The 19,790-nt window shown below is 75.2% G+C and carries 16 protein-coding genes; 10 read left to right on the top strand and 6 right to left on the bottom strand.

The window, feature by feature from the left end:
• Nucleotides 1-8: 8 nt before the first annotated feature.
• From E1300_RS30225 to E1300_RS30215, 3 genes are all read right to left on the bottom strand, one after another.
• Nucleotides 9-3,680 carry a nitrate reductase subunit alpha gene (locus E1300_RS30225; RefSeq protein WP_242619470.1) on the bottom strand — a complete coding sequence of 1,224 codons (3,672 nt, stop codon included), beginning with the start codon at nucleotides 3,678-3,680 and terminating at the stop codon, nucleotides 9-11.
• A complete protein-coding gene (locus E1300_RS30220) occupies nucleotides 3,677-4,915 on the bottom strand; it encodes an MFS transporter (RefSeq protein WP_306440682.1) in 1,239 nt (412 codons plus the stop codon). The genes E1300_RS30225 and E1300_RS30220 overlap by 4 nt, the downstream gene beginning before the upstream one ends.
• A 622-nt stretch (nucleotides 4,916-5,537) precedes the next feature.
• A complete protein-coding gene (locus tag E1300_RS30215; protein ID WP_131760499.1) occupies nucleotides 5,538-5,855 on the bottom strand; it encodes a DUF6191 domain-containing protein in 318 nt (105 codons plus the stop codon).
• Nucleotides 5,856-5,973: 118 nt separating this feature from the next.
• Here E1300_RS30215 and E1300_RS30210 point away from each other — a divergent pair, with 118 nt between their 5' ends.
• A complete protein-coding gene (locus E1300_RS30210) occupies nucleotides 5,974-7,545 on the top strand; it encodes a glycosyltransferase family protein (protein ID WP_131760498.1) in 1,572 nt (523 codons plus the stop codon).
• A 30-nt stretch (nucleotides 7,546-7,575) separates the two neighbouring features.
• Here the strand turns inward: E1300_RS30210 and E1300_RS30205 are convergent, their stop codons facing one another.
• Complete coding sequence (locus tag E1300_RS30205; RefSeq protein WP_207400041.1) at nucleotides 7,576-8,202, bottom strand: TetR/AcrR family transcriptional regulator; 627 nt, start codon at nucleotides 8,200-8,202, stop codon at nucleotides 7,576-7,578.
• Between the two features lie 124 nt (nucleotides 8,203-8,326).
• Here E1300_RS30205 and E1300_RS30200 point away from each other — a divergent pair, with 124 nt between their 5' ends.
• From E1300_RS30200 to E1300_RS30165, 8 genes are all read left to right on the top strand, one after another.
• Nucleotides 8,327-9,109 carry an acetoacetate decarboxylase family protein gene (locus tag E1300_RS30200; RefSeq protein WP_131760496.1) on the top strand — a complete coding sequence of 261 codons (783 nt, stop codon included), beginning with the start codon at nucleotides 8,327-8,329 and terminating at the stop codon, nucleotides 9,107-9,109.
• Complete coding sequence (locus E1300_RS30195; protein ID WP_131760495.1) at nucleotides 9,102-9,959, top strand: SDR family NAD(P)-dependent oxidoreductase; 858 nt, start codon at nucleotides 9,102-9,104, stop codon at nucleotides 9,957-9,959. Before E1300_RS30200 ends, E1300_RS30195 begins: the two co-directional genes overlap by 8 nt.
• Nucleotides 9,956-11,239 (top strand): amidohydrolase family protein, encoded by a 1,284-nt coding sequence (locus E1300_RS30190; protein ID WP_131760494.1) that lies wholly within the window; start codon nucleotides 9,956-9,958, stop codon nucleotides 11,237-11,239. Before E1300_RS30195 ends, E1300_RS30190 begins: the two co-directional genes overlap by 4 nt.
• On the top strand, nucleotides 11,236-12,453 hold the full coding sequence (locus tag E1300_RS30185) for an amidohydrolase family protein (protein ID WP_131760493.1): 1,218 nt from the start codon (nucleotides 11,236-11,238) through the stop codon (nucleotides 12,451-12,453). The genes E1300_RS30190 and E1300_RS30185 overlap by 4 nt, the downstream gene beginning before the upstream one ends.
• 109 nt (nucleotides 12,454-12,562) lie before the next feature.
• A complete protein-coding gene (locus E1300_RS30180) occupies nucleotides 12,563-13,693 on the top strand; it encodes a carboxylate-amine ligase (protein WP_242619469.1) in 1,131 nt (376 codons plus the stop codon).
• Nucleotides 13,694-13,764: 71 nt separating this feature from the next.
• The gene (locus E1300_RS30175; RefSeq protein WP_131760491.1) at nucleotides 13,765-14,850 is read left to right on the top strand and encodes an S-(hydroxymethyl)mycothiol dehydrogenase; all 1,086 of its coding nucleotides are present in this window, start codon (nucleotides 13,765-13,767) and stop codon (nucleotides 14,848-14,850) included.
• Nucleotides 14,847-15,479, top strand: coding sequence for an MBL fold metallo-hydrolase (locus E1300_RS30170; RefSeq protein ID WP_242619474.1), 633 nt, complete (start codon nucleotides 14,847-14,849; stop codon nucleotides 15,477-15,479). Before E1300_RS30175 ends, E1300_RS30170 begins: the two co-directional genes overlap by 4 nt.
• A gap of 107 nt (nucleotides 15,480-15,586) precedes the next feature.
• Entirely contained in the window at nucleotides 15,587-16,345 is a 759-nt protein-coding gene (locus tag E1300_RS30165; protein ID WP_242619468.1) for a hypothetical protein, read from the top strand.
• A 14-nt stretch (nucleotides 16,346-16,359) separates the two neighbouring features.
• Here E1300_RS30165 and E1300_RS30160 read toward each other — a convergent pair whose 3' ends face one another.
• Nucleotides 16,360-17,970: an adenylate/guanylate cyclase domain-containing protein gene (locus E1300_RS30160; protein ID WP_131760489.1), complete on the bottom strand. Its 1,611-nt coding sequence runs from the start codon at nucleotides 17,968-17,970 to the stop codon at nucleotides 16,360-16,362.
• 64 nt (nucleotides 17,971-18,034) lie between these two features.
• Nucleotides 18,035-18,529 (bottom strand): winged helix-turn-helix transcriptional regulator, encoded by a 495-nt coding sequence (locus tag E1300_RS30155; protein WP_131760488.1) that lies wholly within the window; start codon nucleotides 18,527-18,529, stop codon nucleotides 18,035-18,037.
• 106 nt (nucleotides 18,530-18,635) lie between these two features.
• Here E1300_RS30155 and E1300_RS30150 point away from each other — a divergent pair.
• The coding region (locus E1300_RS30150) for an MFS transporter (protein WP_165503053.1) at nucleotides 18,636-19,790 on the top strand (1,155 nt) is incomplete at its 3' end.

Here is a 19,790-nt window from a genome sequence, read left to right as displayed (position 1 = left end):
ACGCGCACCTAGTAGGTCACCTCCTGGGAGCGGCGGCGGATCACGGTGACCTCGTCGCGCTGGTTGCCGGTCGGGCCGAGGTAGTTGAAGGCGAACGACAGCTGCGCGTACCCGCCGATGAGATGGGACGGCTTGACCAGCAGCCGGGTCAGCGAGTTGTGGACGCCGCCGCGGCGCCCGGAGGCCTCCGCGCGCGGGACGTCGATCAGCTTGTCCTGCGCGTGGTACATGTACACGGTGCCCTCGGGCATCCGGTGCGAGACGATCGCGCGCGCCACCACGACGCCGTTGCGGTTGACCGCCTCGATCCAGTCGTTGTCGCACACCCCGATCCGCGCCGCGTCCGCGCCGCTCATCCAGATCACCGGGCCGCCGCGCGACAGCGACAGCATGAGCAGGTTGTCCTGGTACTCCGAGTGGATCGACCACTTGTTGTGCGGGGTGAGATAGCGGACGGTCAGGCCGAGCTCGCCGGTCGCACCGATCTCGGGCTCGCCGAACAGGGCGTGCATGTCCAGCGGCGGCCGGTAGACCGGGAGCTGCTCCCCGAGCTCGGCCATCCAGTCGTGGTCGAGGTAGAAGTGCTGCCGCCCGGTCAGGGTGTGCCACGGCTTCAGCCGCTCGACGTTGATGGTGAACGGCGAGTAGCGGCGGCCGCCGGCCTCCGACCCCGACCATTCCGGGGACGTGATGACCGGCACGGGCCGGGCCTGGGTGTCCGCGAAGGTGATGCGCTCGTCCGCGCGGTCCGAAGCCAGGTCCGCCAGGGGCCGTCCGGTCCGTTCCGCCAGGGCGCGGAACCCTTGGGCGGCCAGGTGGCCGTTGGTGGTGCCCGACAGGGCGAGGATCGCCTCGCACGCGTGCACGTCGCGGCGCAGCGAGGGCCGCCCGTCGGCCGGTCCGCCGCGCACGACGCCGTTCTCGCGGCCCAGGTACTCGACCTCCCGTCCCAGGTCGAACGTCACCCCCTTGGTGGACGCGCCCTGGGAGTCGGCGAGCGGTCCGAGCGCGGCCATCTTCGCGGCGACCGCGCCGTAGTCGCGCTCGACCGTCACCAGCTTCGGCATCGTGACGCCGGGGACGGGTTCGCACTCGCCGGCCGCCCAGTCGCGGACGCGGCCGTGCGGGGTCGCCATCTCGTCGGGGGTGTCGTGCAGCAGCGGCACGGCGACGACGTCCTTGCGCACGCCGAGGCGGCCGGCGGCGAGGCGGCTGAACTCCTCCGCGATCGCCTGGAAGGCGTCCCAGTCGGTGCGGGTCTGCCAGGGCGGGGCGATCGCCGGGTTGAAGGCGTGCACGAACGGGTGCATGTCGGTGGTGTTGAGGTCGTGCTTCTCGTACCAGGTCGCCGCCGGCAGCACGATGTCGGAGTAGAGCGTGGTGCTGGTCATGCGGAAGTCCAGCGACAGGAGCAGGTCGAGCTTGCCGGTGGGCGCCTCCTCGCGCCAGGTCACGTCCTTCGGCCGGACGTCCGGTGGGGCCTCCGCCGCCCGCAGGGACGAGTCGGCGCCCAGCACGTGCTTCAGGAAGTACTCGCTGCCCTTGGCGGACGAGCCGAGCAGGTTGGACCGCCAGACCGTCAGGACGCGGGGGAAGTTCTCCGGCGCGTCGGGGTCCTGGCAGGCGAACCCCAGCCGCCCGGCCTTCAGCTCCTCGACGACGTGCTCGGCCGCCGGGCGCCCGGACGCCTCGGCCTCGTCGGCGAGGTCGAGGGGGTTGCGGTCGAAGGTCGGGTACGACGGCATCCAGCCGAGCCGCGCCGCCTGCGCGATGACGTCGGCCGTGGACCGCCCGGCCAGCCGCCCGGCGCCGGTCGGCGCGGCGAGGACGTCCGCGCCGAACCGGTCGTAGCGGTACTGGCCGGCGTGCAGGTACCAGTACGCCGTACTGATCATCTGGCGGGGCGGGCGGGACCAGTCCAGCGCCGAGGCGAGCTGCGCCCACCCCGTGACCGGGCGGCACTTCTCCTGCCCGACGTAGTGGGCCCAGCCGCCGCCGTTCACGCCCTGGCAGCCGGTCAGCGACGTCAGCGCCAGGAACGCCCGGTAGATCGTGTCGGAGTGGAACCAGTGGTTCGTCCCGGCCCCCATGATGATCATGGAGCGGCCGCGGGTCTCCTCGGCGTTGGCGGCGAACTCCCGGCCGATCCGCGCCGCGGCCTGCGCGGGGACGCCGGTGACGCCCTCCTGCCAGGCCGGGGTGCAGGGCTGCGACGCGTCGTCGTACCCGGACGGCCACGTCCCGGGCAGCCCGTCGCGCCGGACCCCGTACTGCGCGAGCAGCAGGTCGTGGACGGTGGTGACCAGGTGGCCGCCAACGTGCCGCGCGGGCACGCCCCGCCGGAGCACGCCGGGCTCGTCGAAACGCGGCAGCAAGACGACGACGCCCCGCTCCCCTTCCAGCTCCAGGGACAGGAGCGGATCGATGTCGCCCAAGTCCAGGTTCCACCGTCCGGCACCGGCGTCCCCGAAGCGGAAACCGAGCGAGCCGTTCGGGACGACCGGGCGGCCCGCCGCGTCCAGCATCACGGTCTTGAACGCCGCGTGCTCCGACCCGGCGCCGGGAAGGTCCGCCTCGGTCAGGAACTTCCCGGGGACGTAGGCGCCGTCCCGCTCGTCCAGGCGGACGAGGAACGGCAGGTCGGTGTACTTCTTCACGTACTCGGTGAAGTAGGGCGCCCGCCGGTCGACGAAGAACTCCTTGAGGACGACGTGGCCCATCGCCATGGCGAGGGCGCCGTCCGTGCCGGGACGCGGCGCCAGCCACTCGTCGGCGAACTTGACGTTGTCGGCGTAGTCGGGCGAGACCGCCACGACCTTCTGCCCCCGGTAGCGGGCCTCGGCCATCCAGTGCGCGTCCGGCGTCCGCGTCACCGGCAGGTTCGACCCCCACATGACCAGGTAGCCGGCGTCCCACCAGTCGCCCGACTCCGGCACGTCGGTCTGGTCGCCGAACACCTGCGGCGACGCCACCGGCAGGTCGGCGTACCAGTCGTAGAACGACAGCATCGCCCCGCCCAGCAGCGACACGAACCGCGAACCCGCCGCGTGCGACACCATCGACATCGCCGGGATCGGCGAGAAACCCGCGACCCGGTCCGGCCCGAACGCCCCGATCGTGTGGACGTGCGCGGCGGCGATCATCTCCACGGCCTCGTCCCAGCCCGCCCGTACCAGCCCGCCCCGCCCGCGCGCCGCCTTGTACCGCCGCGCCCGCTCCGGGTCGGACACGATCTCCCGCCAGGCCGCCACGGGATCGCCCGTCCGCGCCCGCGCCTCGCGGTACATCTCCAGCAGCACGCCGCGCACGTACGGGTACCGGACGCGCGTCGGCGAGTAGGTGTACCAGGAGAACGCCGCGCCTCGGGGGCACCCGCGCGGCTCGTACTCCGGACGGTCCGGCCCTACCGACGGGTAGTCGGTCTGCTGCGCCTCCCAGGTGATGATGCCGTCCTTGACGTACACCTTCCACGAGCACGAACCGGTGCAGTTCACGCCGTGCGTCGAGCGCACCACCTTGTCGTGCGCCCACCGGTCCCGGTAGAAGGTGTCGGCCTGCCGCCCGCCCTTCTTCGTCATCGTCCGGAGGTCGTCCGACACGTCCGCCCTGGTGAAGTACCTCCGGGTGCTCACCAGCGCCTCGGCCACGGGCCCGTCCAGCGCGGCCCGGCGCGCCTTCACCCGGTCCTCCGCCCGGCGGCGGCCCTGCGCACGACGGTCCCGGTGAACAGCGCGGACGCCGCGGCGACCACCGCGAGCAGGTCCAGGCCGGCCGCGTACGTGCCGAACGTGCCGTAGATCAGGCCCATCACCAGCGGCGGGACGAACCCGCCGAGGCCGCCGGCCGCGCCGACGACGCCGGTCACCGCGCCGACCCGGTTCCCCGGCACGAGCCGCGCCACGAGCGCGAATGTCGCGCCGCTGGCCGCGCCCAGCGCCGCGGCCATCGCGAGGAACGCGACCGTCCCCAGCGGCAGCAGCGGCGGCGCGAACGCCTGGATCGCCGCCCCCACCGTGACCACGGCCAGCGCCGCGGTGAGGACGCGGACCGGGTCGATCCGGTCCGACAGCCACCCGCCGATCGGCCGCATCACGACGGCCAGCAGGACGAACCCCGCCATGCGGTTCGCGGCGTCGGTCTGCCCCAGCCCGTACTGGTTCTTCAGGTACGTCGGCAGGTACACCGAGAACGCCACGTAGCCGCCGAACCCGACCGCGTAGAGCAGCGACGCCTGCCAGGTGACGGCCATCCGGCAGGTCTCCGCCAGCCGCCGGGACAGCGGCTCCCGCGGGACGGCCCGTCCGGGCGCGTCGCGCAGCACCGTCCACGCCACCGCGGCGTAGACCGCGAGCAGGACGGCCGTCACGGCGAACGGGAACGCCGTGCCGCGCGCGTCGACCAGCCGCACGGTCGTCAGGGCGCTGATCGCCGTCCCGCCCATCCCGGCGCCGAACACGCCGGTCGCGAGGCCCTGGCGCTCGGGCGGGAACCAGGCGTTGACGAACGGCACGCCGACCGCGAACGCGGTGCCGCCGATGCCGAGGAAGAACCCGCCCACCAGCAGCGCCGTCAACGACGAGTGCCCGGCGAACCCGAGGAACAGGACGGGGACGATCGTGGCGAGCGACACCGCCGCGAACATCGCCCGGCCGCCGTACCGGTCGGTCAGCGCGCCCACCGGGATGCGCCCCACGGACCCGACCACCACGGGCACCGCCACGAGCAGGGCCTGCTGGAACGCGCTCAGCCCCAGCTCGTCCTGGAACCGCGGGCCGAGCGGGCTCAGCAGCGCCCACGCCCAGAAGTTCAGCGCGAACCCGGCGGTGGCGAGGACGAGCATCACCACGGGCCGGCCGATCGGCGCCGCCTTCCCCGCCGCGGGCCCGGCGCCCGGCGCCGGCCGGACCTCAGCCACCGCGCCGCACCACTTCCACCACCCCGGATCCCCGCTGGACGATCATGCTCCACAGCGGTTCTCACCTGCACTTGCCGTTGCCTAACCCCAGGGAAGGCCACCTCCCCGCCAAGCCCTCCCCAGCCGCGCCCGTCCGCCCGCGCGAGTGAACCTGCCCCGAAGATCGTCGACCGCGAGGTCCCGGCCGCCGAGGTCGCCGCCGCGCACGCCGAGACCGTCGCCGTGCGGATGCGGACGCTGCGGCTGCGGCACGCGGTGCCCTCGGCCGCCGACCCGGCGCGCGTGCCCGGCAAGCACGCCTTCGCGCTGGCCGTCGAGGCCGCCCGCACGTTGCTCGCCGCGGGCGCCGCTCACCGCGGGCGCCGACCCGGCCTCCCCCGAGGCCGCGGGCCGTCGCGGATGTCACCGCCGCCTACAGCCGCCTTCCAGGACCGCCCGGTGGACGCGGCGCTGCGCGAGCGCCCCGCCGCCTGCCTGGCGGGGGCGAACGATCCGCGCCGCGAGCGCTACCTCCGGCTCCTCTCGATCGTCAACGGCCGGCAGGCGCCCGACCACCCGCGCCGCGAGCTCGACTGGTTCCTCGCCGCGCCGGCCGCGGCGCCGGAGCCCCGCCCCCGACCGCTCAGGACGTGCCGGGCGGCCGCCGCACGACCGCGGTCCCGGCGTCGAGGTCGACGCGGGTGCGCGGCGGCGCGGCGTCGCCCTCCTCGTCGCGCAGCATGAGCGAGGACCGGCGCTGCTCGTCCCGGTGCCGGTGCGTGCCGTGGAAGAAGGCGTCCAGCTCGCCGACCGCGATCGCGGAGACGGGGCGGCCCACCTCGTCCCGCTTCCACGGCAGGCGGAACCTCCGGTGCGCCCAGAGGCCCGCGCGGTCGAGGACGGCGAAGGCGATCAGGCCGAGCACGAGCCCGGGGATCGACACGAAGGCGACGGCTGCCATGCTCCCCCAACGAACGGGCGCCCTCGGCGGTTGCCCGGCGCGCCCGGTCGGCGGAATTCATCCGCTGATCACCGCACGGACACCATGAACCGGGGCGAACCCTGGCAGATTGCGCGCCGTGCCCGTGGGCTTGAGCACGACCCCCCGACAGGGAACCGGACCTTCCCGGCGTCCCGACGTCCGGCATGTCCCGCGCTGGCTGCCGCCGGTCCTGCTGGCGGCGGCCTGGCTCGCCGTCCTGGTCGCGCACCTGCGCGCGCCCGTGCCGTCCGACCAGCTGAACTACATGACGGCCGCGGCGCGCTTCCCGCGTCCGGTGGAGGCCACCACCGAGATGCACCAGGTGACGCGGTTCGGGCTGATCGTGCCCGTGCGGCTGGCCATCGCGGTGTTCGGCTACTCCCAGGCCGCGTACGCGGTCGTGCCGGTCCTCGCCACGCTGACGCTCCTGGTGGGCGCCTACGCGCTCGGGACGCTGCTGTTCGCCCGTTCGGTCGGGATCGCCGGGAGCCTCGCGGTGGTCGCGGCGACCCCGGTCTTCGCCGATTCCACCGACCTGCTGCCGGACGTCCTCGCGACCGGCCTCTTCACCTGCGCGCTCGCCCTCGCGGTGGCGATCGGGCGGCGGGAGGACGCGCCGGGCAAGGCGGTCCTGCTGGCGGTCGGGGCGCTGCTCGGCTGGTCCTATCTGGCGCGGGAGTTCGTCGTCTTCATGTGGCCGGTGGCGCTGGTGCCGCTGTACCGGCGGGCCGGCCTGGCGGGGCTGCTGTGGACGGCGCTGCCGGTCGCGGCCATCGGCGCCGCCGAGCTGCTGCTGTGCTGGCGGCTGTACGGCGACCCGCTCGCGCGGCTGCTCGCGATCACCGGGCACGGGGGGCGGCCGTCGCCGCCCGAGATCGCCTCCACGTACCGCGACAAGCCGCGGATGATGTACGTGCTCCGGCTGCCCAAGACCCTCCAGGACTACCCCGAGGGCGGGCTGCTCGTCGCCCTGATCGGCCTCACGCTGCTGGGCGGGCTGCTGCGGCCGCGGCGGATGGCGGTCCCGGTCGCCGCGTGCGCGCTGCTGTGGATCCCGCTCACCCTGCTCGGCGGCGTCCTCGATCCCAGCGCGCCCAAGCTGCGGCTCCAGCTGATCCGGTACTGGTTCCCCATCTTCCCCGCCTTCGTGCTCGGCGGCCTCGGGTTCCTCTGGCTCGCCGCGGCGTACGGCGCCGGACGGCTGCCGGAGCGGCTGCGCGGCCGGGTACGGGTACTGCCCGCCGTCCTCGTCCTGGCGGTCGCCGTGGTGATCTCGGGCGTCGCCGCCCGGTCCTGGTGGGCGCCGCCGGCCACGCGGGCGGGCGGCGGCACGCAGATGGAGTCCCTGCGCACCTGGCTGCACGGCCACGGCGGTTCCGGGACGCGGATCTGGGCCGACTCCCGCACCGGCAAGGTCCTCAGGGTCTACCGGCAGGGCTTCTGGGGCGGGACGGCCTGGTCGGCACGCATCCGGGTCGCGCGCCCGGGCGGCGAGGGACCGCGTCCGGGCGACCTCCTCGTCTACTACGACACCGAACGCGGGAGCCAGTGCTCGCTCTGCCGGAAGGCGGCCCTGGACATGGTGCGCGACCCGGCCTGGTCCGGGCCCGCCTGGCACCAGGTCTACGGCACCCCCGACAGGGTCGTCCGGGTCTACCGGCGAGGGTGAGGCCGCCGGGACGGCGGTAAGCGGGCGGCGTCAGGCGGGGCCGCCGAGCAGGCCGGCGACCAGGGCGCGCAGGGACCGGTCGAACAGGTCGTCCGGGTCGGCCGGGCGGGCCAGCTCGGCCGCCACGGCCGGGCTCACCCCGATCTCGGCGCCGTCGCCCCACAGCTCGGCGGCGCTCGGGTGCTGGGCCGGGCTGCGCTGGACGGCCCGCTCCAGCAGGGCGAAGCCCACCACGTGGTGCAGGACGGCCCGGACGACCAGCGCCGCGTGCGCGGGCGCGAGGCCGGCGGCGGTCACCTCGCGGGCCAGGGCGCGCTCGGCGGGGAGCATCATCAGCGCCGTCCGGCCGTGCTCGTACACGAGCGCGATGAGGTGCGGGTGGGCGTGGACGCGGCGGCGCAGCGCGGCGCCGACCGCGATGACGCGCTCGCGCGGGCCCGCGCCCTCCGGGGCGATGTCGCCGAACCGGCCGACGACGCGGTCGACGAGCTGGCCGACGAGGGTCTCGCGGTTGCCGACGTGCCAGTAGATCGCCGTCACCGCGACGTCGAGGTCGGCGGCGAGGCGGCGCATCGACAGGGCGGCGACGCCGTCGTTCTCGACGATCCGCATCGCGGTGTCCAGCACCAGCTCGCGGGTGATCCGGGGCGCGTTCATCAGGGGCATTCTGGCGGACGGCCGCGGCGCGGGCGGCGGTGGCCGGATCCGGCCGCCGGGCGGGGTCTCGACGCCCCCGGGCCTCTCTGTAACGGTGTTACAGAGAGCTCGGAGAGGACGTCCCATGGCCCGAGTCCGCTACGGCCCCCGCACCGCCGCCGAACTGCGCGCCGCCCGGGAGGCCGCGGCCCGCATCCCCGACATCTGGTCCACGAGCCTGTTCGCCGTCTGGGAGACCGATCCGGACGCCGCCGCGCAGGTGCTACCGCCGCCGCTGAAGCCCGCGCCCCGTCCGCTCGTCCGCGCCACGGTCAGCCGGGTCGACCTGCCGGGCGGCGGGCCGCCGCTCGGCGCCGGGTCGGTCGCGGTCCGGGCCGTGCACGGCGACCTGGAGGGCGACTACCCGCTGGTCATGCCGATGACCACCGAGCGGGCGCTGATCGGCGGGCGGGAGGTGTTCGGCGAGCCGAAGAAGCTCGGCGAGGTCACGCTGGAGCGGGACGGCGACCGGGTGCGGGCGGCGCTGGCCCGGCACGGCGTCGCGTTCGTCCAGGTCAACGGCGTGGTCGGCGAGGCGCTGCCGGTGGCCGACCATGAGGCGCTGGACTTCTACCTCAAGTTCCTGCCCGCGCCGGACGGGCGGGGGCTGGACGGCGACGCCGCGCTCGTCCACTGCACGCGGCGCGGCCGGGCCCGCGCGCTCAACCGGGTGGACGGGACCGTGATCCTGGCCGACTCCCCCTACGACCCGGTCGCCGACCTGCCCGTCCTCGGCCCGGTGGAGATCACGCTGAGCGAGCGGACGTCGGTGCAGGAAGGGCGGATCGCGGCGCGGGTGCCCGCGGCCGACGTGCTGCCCTACGTCCACCAGCGCTACGACGACCCCTTGCAGGTGCTGGATGCGTGACCTGGACGGCCGCGTCGCCGTCGTGACCGGTGGCGCGGGCGGCATCGGGCTCGCGCTGGGCCGGGCGCTCGCCGCGGAGGGCATGCGGGTCGTGCTCGCCGACGTGGAGGAGCCCGCGCTGTCCAAGGCGGCCGAGCAGGTGCCGGGAGCGGTCGGCGCCGTCGCGGACGTGACGTCGGAGTCGTCCATGCGCGCGCTGGCCGACCTGGTCTACGACCGGTTCGGTGCCGTCCACCTGCTGTGCGGCAACGCGGGCGTCGGCCCGGCCGCGTCCCCGCCGCTGTGGGAGCAGGAGATCGGCGACTGGCGCTGGGGCCTGGAGGTCAACGTGCTCGGGATCCTGCACGGGCTCCGCGCGTTCCTGCCGCGGATGATCGCCGCCGGGGAGCCGGGGCACGTCGTGAACACCGCGTCCGGCAACGGGGGCGTGGCGCCGATCCCGTCCGCGGCCGTCTACGCGGTCACGAAGGCCGCCGTCGTCACGCTGAGCGAGTGCCTGCTCGGCCAGCTCGCCGGGACCGAAGTCGGCGTGTCGGTGCTGTTCCCGGGCCCGCACATGCTCCGCACCGGGATCTTCACCGCCGAGCGCAACCGGCCCGCCCGGTTCGCGCGCGCCGTCCCAGGGCCGCCCGCCCGCGGCGCCGACGAGGTCGCCGAGGCGATGCGGGCGCACGGCCTCGAACCGGAGTTCACGCCGGTGGACGAGGTCGCCGCCCACGCCGTCGAGGGCGTCCGGGACGGCCGGTTCTGGCTGCTGCCCGGCAGCGACCGCACCGACGCCCTGATCCGCGCCCGCGCGGAGTCGATGCTGCACCGATCCGCGCCGACCTACCTGGGGGGAACGCCGTGACCGGCCCCTACCTGATCATCTCCGCCGACACCCACGCCGGCCTGCCCACCGAGCGGTACCGCGCGTTCCTGGACCGGCGCCACCACGCCGCGTTCGACGAGTTCCTCGCGCGGCAGGACGCGATGGCCGAGGCCCGCAAGGACCTCGGCCTCCAGAACGAGGAGTTCGCCGAGGAGTGGTTCGGCGAGCACGCGGAGGAGCTGCGGGCCGGCTGGGACGCCGCCCGCCGCGACGCCGAGCTGGACGCCGACGGCGTCGCCGCGGAGGTGATCTTCCCGGACGCCGACGCGGTGTCGGCCACGACGGCCGCCCCGTTCGGCGCGGGCCTCGGCATGGTCGGCGCCGACTACGAGCCCGAGCTCGCGCTCGCGGGCGCCGCCGCGCACAACCGCTGGCTCGCCGGCCTCTGCCAGGACTCCCCCGAGCGCCGCCGCGGCGTGATCGTCGCGCCGATCGTCGGGGACGTGCCCGGCGCCGTCCGGGAGATCCGCCGCGCGCACGCCGACGGGCTGCGCGGCGGCATCATGATCCCGTCCATGTGGGGCGAGGGCGAGAGGCCCTACCACGACCGCTGCTACGACCCGGTCTGGGAGGCCTGCGCGGAGCTCGGCCTGCCCGTGCACACCCATGTCGGCGCCGCGCCCCGCCACGAGCTCGGCACCCACCTCGGCCTCTACGTCACCGAGGTGGTCTGGTGGTCGGCGCGCCCGCTGTGGTTCCTCATCTGGACGGGCGTGTTCGAGCGCTTCCCGGCGCTGCGGTTCGGGGTGACCGAGGCCGGCGCCTGGTGGACCGGGAACCTGCTCTGGCAGATGGACGTCGCCTACGACCGCGAGCACGGGACCCGCAAGCTCGCCTCCTTCGGGGAGCACATGAGGCGCCGTCCGTCGGAGTACTTCGACGCCCACTGCTTCATCGGCATGTCCACCCCGAAGCGCCGCGAGCTGGCCCAACGCTACGAGGCCGGCGTCGGCAACCTGCTCTGGGGCAACGACTTCCCGCACCCGGAGGGGACCTGGCCGCACACCCGCGACTGGCTCGCCCACGCCTTCGCCGACATCCCCGTGGACGAGTCCCGCGCGATGCTCGGCCTGAACGCCGCGTCCGTCTACGGCTTCGACACCGCCGCGCTCGCGCCCGTCGCCGCGCGGATCGGCCCGACGCCCGCCGACCTCGGCCAGGACGGCGCCGACACCACCCTCTGGGACGTCCCCCGGAGGACCGGGCGGCACTGGCTCACCGGGCCCGACGTCCCGGCCGTCATCGGGAGGCCGCTGTGACCGGCCGCCAGATCGTCATCTCCGCCGACTCCCACGCGGGCGCCGACCTGCTGGAGTACCGGCCCTACCTCGCCTCGTCCCGGCACGCGGAGTTCGACGCCTGGGCGGAGGCGTTCGTCAACCCCTTCGCCGACCTCGCCGCGCCCGAGGCGTCCCGCAACTGGGACTCCGGCCGCCGCCTGCGCGAGCTCGGCGAGGACGGCATCGTCGCCGAGGTGCTGTTCCCGAACACCGTCCCGCCGTTCTTCCCGTCCGGGAACCTGACCGCGCCGCACCCGTCCGCCGCCGAGTACGACCGGCGCTGGGCCGGCCTGCGGGCGCACAACCGCTGGACGGCCGACTTCTGCGCGCTGGCGCCGGACCGGCGCGCCGGGGTGGCCCAGATCATGCTGAACGACGTGGACGACGCCGTCGCCGAGATCCGCTGGGCGCACGCGGCGGGGCTGCGCGGCGGGATCCTGCTGCCCGGCGTCGCGCCCGGCGCGCCCGTCCCGCCGCTGCACGCGGAGGCCTACGACCCGATCTGGCGGACGTGCGCGGAGCTCGGCATGCCCGTCAACCACCACGGCGGCACGGGCGCCCCGGGCCTCGTCCCCGACCCGGTCTCGCTGGCCGTCTTCATCGTCGAGGTGTCCTGGTACGCCCACCGGGCCCTGTGGCACCTGATCTTCGGCGGCGTCTTCGAGCGGCACCCCGACCTGCGGTTCGTCCTGACCGAGCAGGGCTCGGACTGGATCCCCGGCGTGCTGCGGACCCTGGACTACTACTTCGACCGGTTCCGCTCCGGCGACGCCACCGCCGAGGCCAAGTTCGGCGGGCCCGCCGCGTCCCGCCTTTCGCTGCGGCCGAGCGAGTACTTCGCGCGCAACTGCCACGTGGGCGCCACCTTCATGAAGCCCTCGGAGATCCCGCTGCGGCACGACATCGGCGTCGACCGGATCATGTGGGGCAGCGACTTCCCCCACGACGAGGGCACCTACCCCCACAGCCGGGAGGCCCTGCGGCGGACCTTCGCCGAGGTCCCCGCCGCCGAGCGGGACGCCATGCTCGCGGGCAACGCGGCCCGCGTCTACGGCTTCGACCTCGACGCCCTGCGCCCGCTCGCCGACGCCCTCGGCCCGTCCCCGGAGGAGCTGGCCCGCCCCCTCACCGACCTCCCGGCGGGCGCGACCAGCCCCGTCTTCAACCCCGAGACGATCATCCGTGCCTGGTGACCCGGCCGGCGCCGTGCCGGGACGGATGCCGCGAAGGTGGTCAAAAGGGTCGTGAGCGGGTAAAGCGCGGGTCATGATCGGACCAGGCCGTTCCGGCGACGGATGGAGAGTGGGGGTCGAGGAGGAGTTCCTCCTCGTGGACGCGCGGACCCGGGCGCCCGCCTCCCGGGCGCCCCGGGTGCTGGCGTGCGCGGACGAGCTGCCGCCGGGCGCCGACGGCGCGTCCGTGAAGGCGGAGCTGCTGGAGACGCAGGCCGAGGCCGCGACCGGGGTGTGCGTCTCGGCCGACGACCTCGCCACGCAGCTCCGGGCCGGCCGCGCGCGGCTGGCGGCGGCGGCCCGGCACCACGGGGCGCGGATCGTGTCCACCGGCACGCCCGTCCTGCCCGGCCCGGAACCCGTGCTGACCACCGGCAAGCGGTTCCAGGCGATCTCCGACACCTACCAGGGGATCGTCGCGCGGTACCAGGCCTCCGGCTGCCACGTGCACGTGGAGGTCAAGGAGCGGGACACGGCGGTGGCGGTGCTGAACCACCTGCGGCCCTGGCTGCCCACGCTGCTGGCGCTGTCGGCCAACTCCCCCTTCGACGGCGGGCGCGACTCCGGCCACGCCAGCTGGCGGATGGTCGAGCAGTCCCGCTTCCCCGGCTCGGGGGTGCCGCCGTGGTGCTCGTCCGCGCACGAGTACGACCGCCGGGTGGACGCGCTCGTGGACGCCGGCGTCCTGGTCGACCCGTCGATGTCGTTCTGGCTGGCCAGGGCGTCCTCGACGCTTCCGACCGTGGAGTTCCGCGTCGCGGACGCCTGCGTGACGCCCGACGAGGCCGTCCTCCAGGCGCTGCTCAGCAGGGCCCTGGTGCGGGCCGCCCTGGACGACCTGGCCGCCGGGCGCGAGGCGCCGCCGGCCGACGAGGAGTTCTGCAGGGCCGCGGTGTGGTCGGCGGCGCGGTACGGGCTGAACGGCCCGGCCGTGGACCCGGTCGCCAGGCGGCAGGTGCCCGCCGAGCACCTGCTCCAGGCTCTGCTGGAACGGGTGACGCCCGCCTTGCACGAGACCGGGGACCACGAGCGCGTCCAGACCCTGCTGGCCGGCGTCCGGCGCCTTGGGACGGGCGCCGAGCGCCAGCGCCGGGAGGCGTCCCGCGGCCTCCTCGCGGTCGTCGACATGCTCGCCGACGCCACCAGTGCCGAGGACGATCTTCGGGCCGTCGCGGGTGGTCCGGGCGGCGCGGCCGGGTAGGAGCGGAGGGGGCGCGCCGGTCCGCGCTCGGTAGGGTCGTGCGGGAACGGAGTCGGACGGAAGGCGGCGGGATGGCGCAGCAGGTACGCGGGATCATCGCACCGAGCAAGGGGCAGCCGGTGCGGATGGAGACGATCACGGTCCCGGACCCGGGGCCCGGGGAGGCCGTCGTCCAGGTCCAGGCCTGCGGGGTCTGCCACACCGACCTGCACTACCGCGAAGGCGGGATCAACGACGAGTTCCCGTTCCTGCTCGGGCACGAGGCCGCGGGCGTGGTCGAGTCGGTGGGCGACGGCGTCACCGAGGTCGCGCCGGGCGACTTCGTGATCCTGAACTGGCGGGCGGTGTGCGGGCAGTGCCGGGCCTGTTCCCGGGGCCGTCCCTGGTACTGCTTCAACACCCACAACGCCGCGCAGAAGATGACTTTGGAGGACGGGACGGAGCTGTCCCCCGCCCTCGGCATCGGCGCGTTCGCCGACAAGACGCTGGTCGCCGCCGGGCAGTGCACCAAGGTCGACCCCGCGGCGAGCCCGGCGGCGGCCGGGCTGCTCGGCTGCGGCGTGATGGCCGGGCTCGGCGCCGCGATCAACACCGGGAACGTCGGCCGCGGCGACTCGGTCGCGGTCATCGGCTGCGGCGGCGTCGGCGCGGCGGCCGTGCTCGGCTCCCGGCTGGCGGGCGCCGCGCGGATCATCGCGATCGACCTGGACGAGCGCAAGCTGGAGACCGCGCGGAAGCTCGGCGCGACGCACACGGTGCACGCGAAGGACACCGACGTGGTCGAGGCGGTGCGGGAGCACACCGGCGGCTTCGGCGCGGACGTCGTCATCGAGGCCGTCGGCCGACCGGAGACCTACGAGCAGGCGTTCTACGCGCGCGACCTCGCGGGCACCGTCGTCCTCGTCGGCGTGCCCACCCCGGAGATGCGGCTGGAGCTGCCGCTGCTGGACGTGTTCGGCCGCGGCGGGTCGCTGAAGTCGTCCTGGTACGGCGACTGCCTGCCGTCCCGCGACTTCCCGATGCTCATCGACCTGTACCTCCAGGGCCGCCTGGACCTGGACGCGTTCGTGACGGAGACCATCCCGCTGGACGGCGTCGAGGCCGCGTTCGAGAAGATGCACCACGGCGACGTGCTCCGCTCGGTGGTGGTGCTCTGATGGCCGCCCGGGTCGACCACCTCGTGACGTCCGGCACGTTCTCGCTGGACGGCGGGACCTGGGAGGTCGACAACAACGTCTGGATCGTCGGGGACGACGCGGAGGCGGTCGTCATCGACGCCGCGCACGACGCGGACGCGATCGAGGCGGCGGTGGGCGGCCGGCGGCTGGTGGCGATCGTGTCCACGCACGGCCACGACGACCACATCGACGCGGCGCCCGCGCTCGCCGACCGCACCGGCGCGCCCGTCCTGCTGCATCCGGACGACCTCATGCTGTGGAAGCAGCGGCATCCGGACCGGGACCCCGACGGCACGCTCGCCGATGGGCAGGCCGTCACCGTGGCGGGCACGGCGCTGACCGTCCTGCACACGCCGGGGCACAGCCCGGGCGCCGTGTGCCTCCACGCGCCGGACCTCGGCACGGTCTTCTCCGGCGACACCCTCTTCTCCGGCGGGCCCGGGGCCACCGGGAGGTCGTTCTCCGACTTTCCGACGATCATCACCTCGATCCGGGAGCGGCTGCTGACGCTGCCCGCGGACACCGTCGTCCGCACCGGGCACGGCGACTCGACGACGATCGGCGCGGAGGCCCCGCACCTGGACGAGTGGATCGCACGCGGCCACTGAAACCGCCGGGGTCCGCGATAAGGTCCGCGGTGGCGGACGAGCCCGCGTCCACGCCCCGAGGGGCGCGGGGCCCCGGTGAGGTGGGAGGCGCTGAGGTGGGAGGCGCGATGCGGCCTAGGGCACCACAGGCCACCGTCCTCGTGCTGTGCCTGGTCGCGGCCGGATGCGGGCGGGCCTCTGGCGAGCCGGCCGACGCGCTGGCGGTGCCCCCGCCGACCGCGTCCGCCCCGTCTCCGCCGGCGTCCGGCCCGTCCGCGGCGGCGAGCCCTTCGCGACCGGCCGCCGCGCCGGAGGCGCGGGTCGCCCGACCGCTCGGACGTCCCGGCAAGTGGCGCATCACCACCTACTACACGGCGCTGCAAAGCCTCTACCGGGGGAAGCCGAAGGCGGTGCGCGGCTGCACCCGCTTCCACTGCTCGCATGGCAAGGAGCCGCTCGGCTCCTATCCCGCGGACTTCCTCGACGTGATCCAGACCGAGGGCAGCGGCCGCATCACCGCGGGCCCCCAGCGCGGCCGCTACCTGAACTGGTCGTCCAGCGTCGGGTTCTGGCTGGACGACACGACCCGCGACTCGGCGGGGCGGCCGCTGCGTGCCTGGGTGTCCGCCGCGGCCGACCGGTCGGTCCTGGAGCGCGGCGCCCGCTTCGCGATCACCGGCTGCGGCCGGGAGGGGAACGGGCGGGCGGTCGAGGCCGGGGTGTGCGCGAGGTTCCGGAAGGCGCGCTGGACGGTCACCGACCTGTTCCGCCCGGGCTACGGCGGCGAGGACCACGCCGACGTCTACATCGGCGAGGAGTCCGGCACCCGCCTCGCCGACTCCCCCCTCTACACCACGCTGAACGGCGCGACGCTGGGCACGGCCTAGGCTTCACGAGGCGGTCAGGCGCCGGCGGCGGCGCTCTCGGCGAGGTGCTCGGACGGGCGCGGGGAGGCCAGGCGGGTGGCCCGGGTGCGGCCCCGCAGGGTGACCTCCTCGCCCAGCCACCAGTGGTCCGCCTCGTCCGGCCCGGCGGCGGCGACGACCGACCCGGCGGCGAGGACGCGCTCCTCGGTGGTCTTGGCGAGGTCGGTGAGGCGGGCCGCCTCGTTGACGGGGTCGCCGATCACCGTGTACTCGAAGCGCTCCTCCGCGCCGATGTGCCCGGCGACGGCCTCGCCCGCGGAGACGCCGACGGCGGCGCGCAGCCCGGGGACCTCGGCGCGCAGCCGGCGGGCCAGCTCCCGGGCGGCGGCGAGCGCCCGGCCGGGCGCGCCGTCCAGCCCGAGCGGCGCGCCGAAGATCGCCAGCGCGGCGTCGCCCTCGAACTTGTTGATCCAGCCGCCGTGCGCGCCGATGACCTCGACGACCACGGCGAAGAAGTCGTTGAGCAGCCGGACGACCTCGGCGGGCGGCCGGTCGGCGGCGAGCCGGGTGGAGCCGATGATGTCCACGAAGATCACCGCGACCTCGCGCAGCTCGCCGCCGAGGTCGATGCCGCGCTCCAGCGCCACCCGCGCGACGTCCTCGCCGACCTGCCGGCCGAACAGGTCCTGGAGCCGCGCGTGCTCGCGCAGCCCCGCCGCCATGTGGTTGAACCCCGCCTGGAGGAGCCCGACCTCGCTGGCGTCGTAGACGGGCACCTCCACGTCGAGGTCGCCGCGCTCCACCCGCGCGAGCCCCATCCGCACCGACTCGACCGGGTCGGCGATCGCGCGGGCGGCGCCGTAGGTGACGCCGAGGCCCACGACGAGGGCGGTGCCGCCGAGCGCCAGCACCGCGAAGGCGAACTCGCGGATGGTGATCTCCGCGATCAGGAACGTGCCGACCGCGACGATGATCAGGCCGAGGATCGGGACGGCGGTGCCGAGCCCCCACGCCAGCACCGACCGGGCGACGACGCCGGGCAGGCCCGTGCGGCGCGGCATGCGGCTGCGCAGCGCGCTCGTCACGGCGCGGCGCAGCAGCCGCTCGGTCAGCAGGTAGACGATCGTGCAGGTGGTGAGCCCGCCGAGCAGGCTCGTGAGGCCGAGCTTGACGGCGAGCAGGACCGAGAACGGGGCGTTGATGACGACCCAGCCGACCGTCCCGATGCCCCACAGGGTGAGGTGCAGCGCCATCATCCGCAGCGGCCCGTACAGCAGCAGCGACCGCTCGTGCCGGTCCGGCTCCTCGTGCCGCTCCACCAGCCGCCGGACGCGGCGGAAGAACCGCTCGCCGAGCACGAGGCCGACCGGGACCGCCGCGGTGACGTAGGCGGTGAAGACGGCGAGGTTGACGAGCCGGAGCCGTTCGGAGGCGCCGACCGGGTCGGGGACCACGACGACGAACAGCAGGACGACGAGGGCGCCGCCGAGGTTGGCGAGGCCGGTGGCGACGGTCACGAGGATCCGCGCGCGCCGCGCGATCTGCGCCCGCGAGTCGTCGGGGCGGCCGTCGATCAGGCGCCAGAGGGGGCCGAACAGGGTCCGCCGGGGGCGGGCGGACGCGGCCCCGGCCTCGTCGGTCTCCATGAGCGTGCAGAGTAGCCGGTGAGCTCGGATGTTCCGTGCATCACACCCCTTCCGGGGCATTCCATCAGGTGCGGATCGGGTCCAGCAGCCGGTGCGGCGTCCGGAGCACGCGGCTGACCGGGTCGTCCCGGCGCCGCACCCCCGGGCCCGGGTGGATCTCCAGGTCCTCCACCGGGACGGCGCGGTCGCACGACGGGCACCGGCCGTCCGGGCCGACCCGGCCGCCGCAGCCCGCGTGGACGAACAGCCGGCACGGCTCGGCGGACAGGTGCCGCTCGCTCCACCGGGCGAGGGTGTGCACGACGGGGAACAGCTCCTTGCCCATGTCGGTGAGGAGGTAGTCGTGGCCCTCCTTGGCGAGCACGCCGGCGTCGACGAGGGCCTGGAGCCGCGCGGACAGCACCGCGCGCGGGATGTCCAGGTGGACCTGGAAGTCGCTGAACCGGCGCACCCCGTAGATCGCGTCCCGGACGATCAGCAGGGTCCAGCGCTCCCCCACGACCTCCAGGGCGCGGGCGAGCGAGCAGTCCTGCGCCGCGTAGTCCTTGCCGAGTGCCATGCCCGCCACACTACCTCCCAGGGAGTTCAATCACCGAACCAAGTCGTGCTACGGTCGTCCCCATTCGAGTTCATTCACTGAACTGACTTGGATTCCGGGAGACCGCATGACGACCCTGGCGACCCCGCGGACCGGGCGGCGCGCCTCGGCCTCCGCCGCCGCGCTGGCCCTGCCCTCCGCCGCCACGCTGCTGGCCCTGATGAACTACACCGCGCCCATGGCGGTGCTGGACGAGACCGCCCGCGGCCTCCACGCCGGCGGGACGGCCCGGATCTGGCTGATGAGCGCGATCAGCCTCGGTCTCGCCGCCGCGCTGCTGGCGGCCGGCAGCCTCGCCGACGACCACGGCCGCCGCCGGGTGTTCGTGATCGGCGCCGCCGCGCTCGCCGCGTCCAGCGTCGCCTGCGCCGCCGCGCCGACCGCCCTTGTCTTCGTCGCGGGCCGCATCGTGCAGGGTGCGGCGAGCGCCGCCCTGCTCGCCGCCGGCCTCGGCATCATCGCGGCGTCCACCGAGCCGGGGCCGCGCCGCGCGCACGCCACCGGGATCTGGGGCGCGATGCTCGGGCTCGGCATCGCGCTCGGCCCGATCGCCACGGCCGGGCTGACCGCCGCCGGCGGCTGGCGGCTGTGGTACTGGACGACGGTCGCCGCCTCGCTGCTGCTCGCCGGGGTCGCCGAGCGCACGCTCGCCGAGTCCCGCGCCGCCCGCCCGCGCGGCCTCGACCTGCCCGGCCTGCTCACCCTCGGCCTCGGCGTGGCCGCGCTGCTGGCGGCCGTCACCTGGGGCCGCACCGGCTGGACGCGTCCCGCCGTGCTCGCGCTGTTCGCGGTGGCGGCCGTGCTGCTGGCCGCGTTCGCCGCCGTCGAGGCGCGCCGCCGCGAGCCGATGCTCGACCTCGCGCTGTTCCGCCGCCCGGCGTTCCTGCTCTCGATCACCGGGGCGCTCGTCACCGGGCTCGCGGTCATCGGGGTCATGAGCTACCTCGCGACGGTCATGGCGCTCGTGCTCGGCCTGTCCCCGCTGGCCGCGGCGTCCGTCCTCGCGATCTGGTCCGGGCTGTCCTTCCTCGCCGCGCTCCAGGCCCGCCGCCTGCCCGCCCGGCTGTCGGCGGGGCGGCTGCTCGGCGCCGGCCTCGCGCTGAGCGCGATCGGCGAGGTCGCGATGCTCGGGCTGGCCCCCGGCGGGCACTGGTGGCGGCTCGTCCCCGGCCTGGTCGTCGCGGGCGTCGGCAGCGGCCTCGCGAACGCGATGCTCGCCCGG

This window comes from Actinomadura fibrosa (assembly GCF_900659615.1).
In the GTDB taxonomy this organism is placed as follows: domain Bacteria; phylum Actinomycetota; class Actinomycetes; order Streptosporangiales; family Streptosporangiaceae; genus Spirillospora; species Spirillospora fibrosa.
The sequence above is the reverse complement of the archived record's forward strand: the minus strand, read 5'-3'. Positions and strand labels throughout refer to the sequence as shown.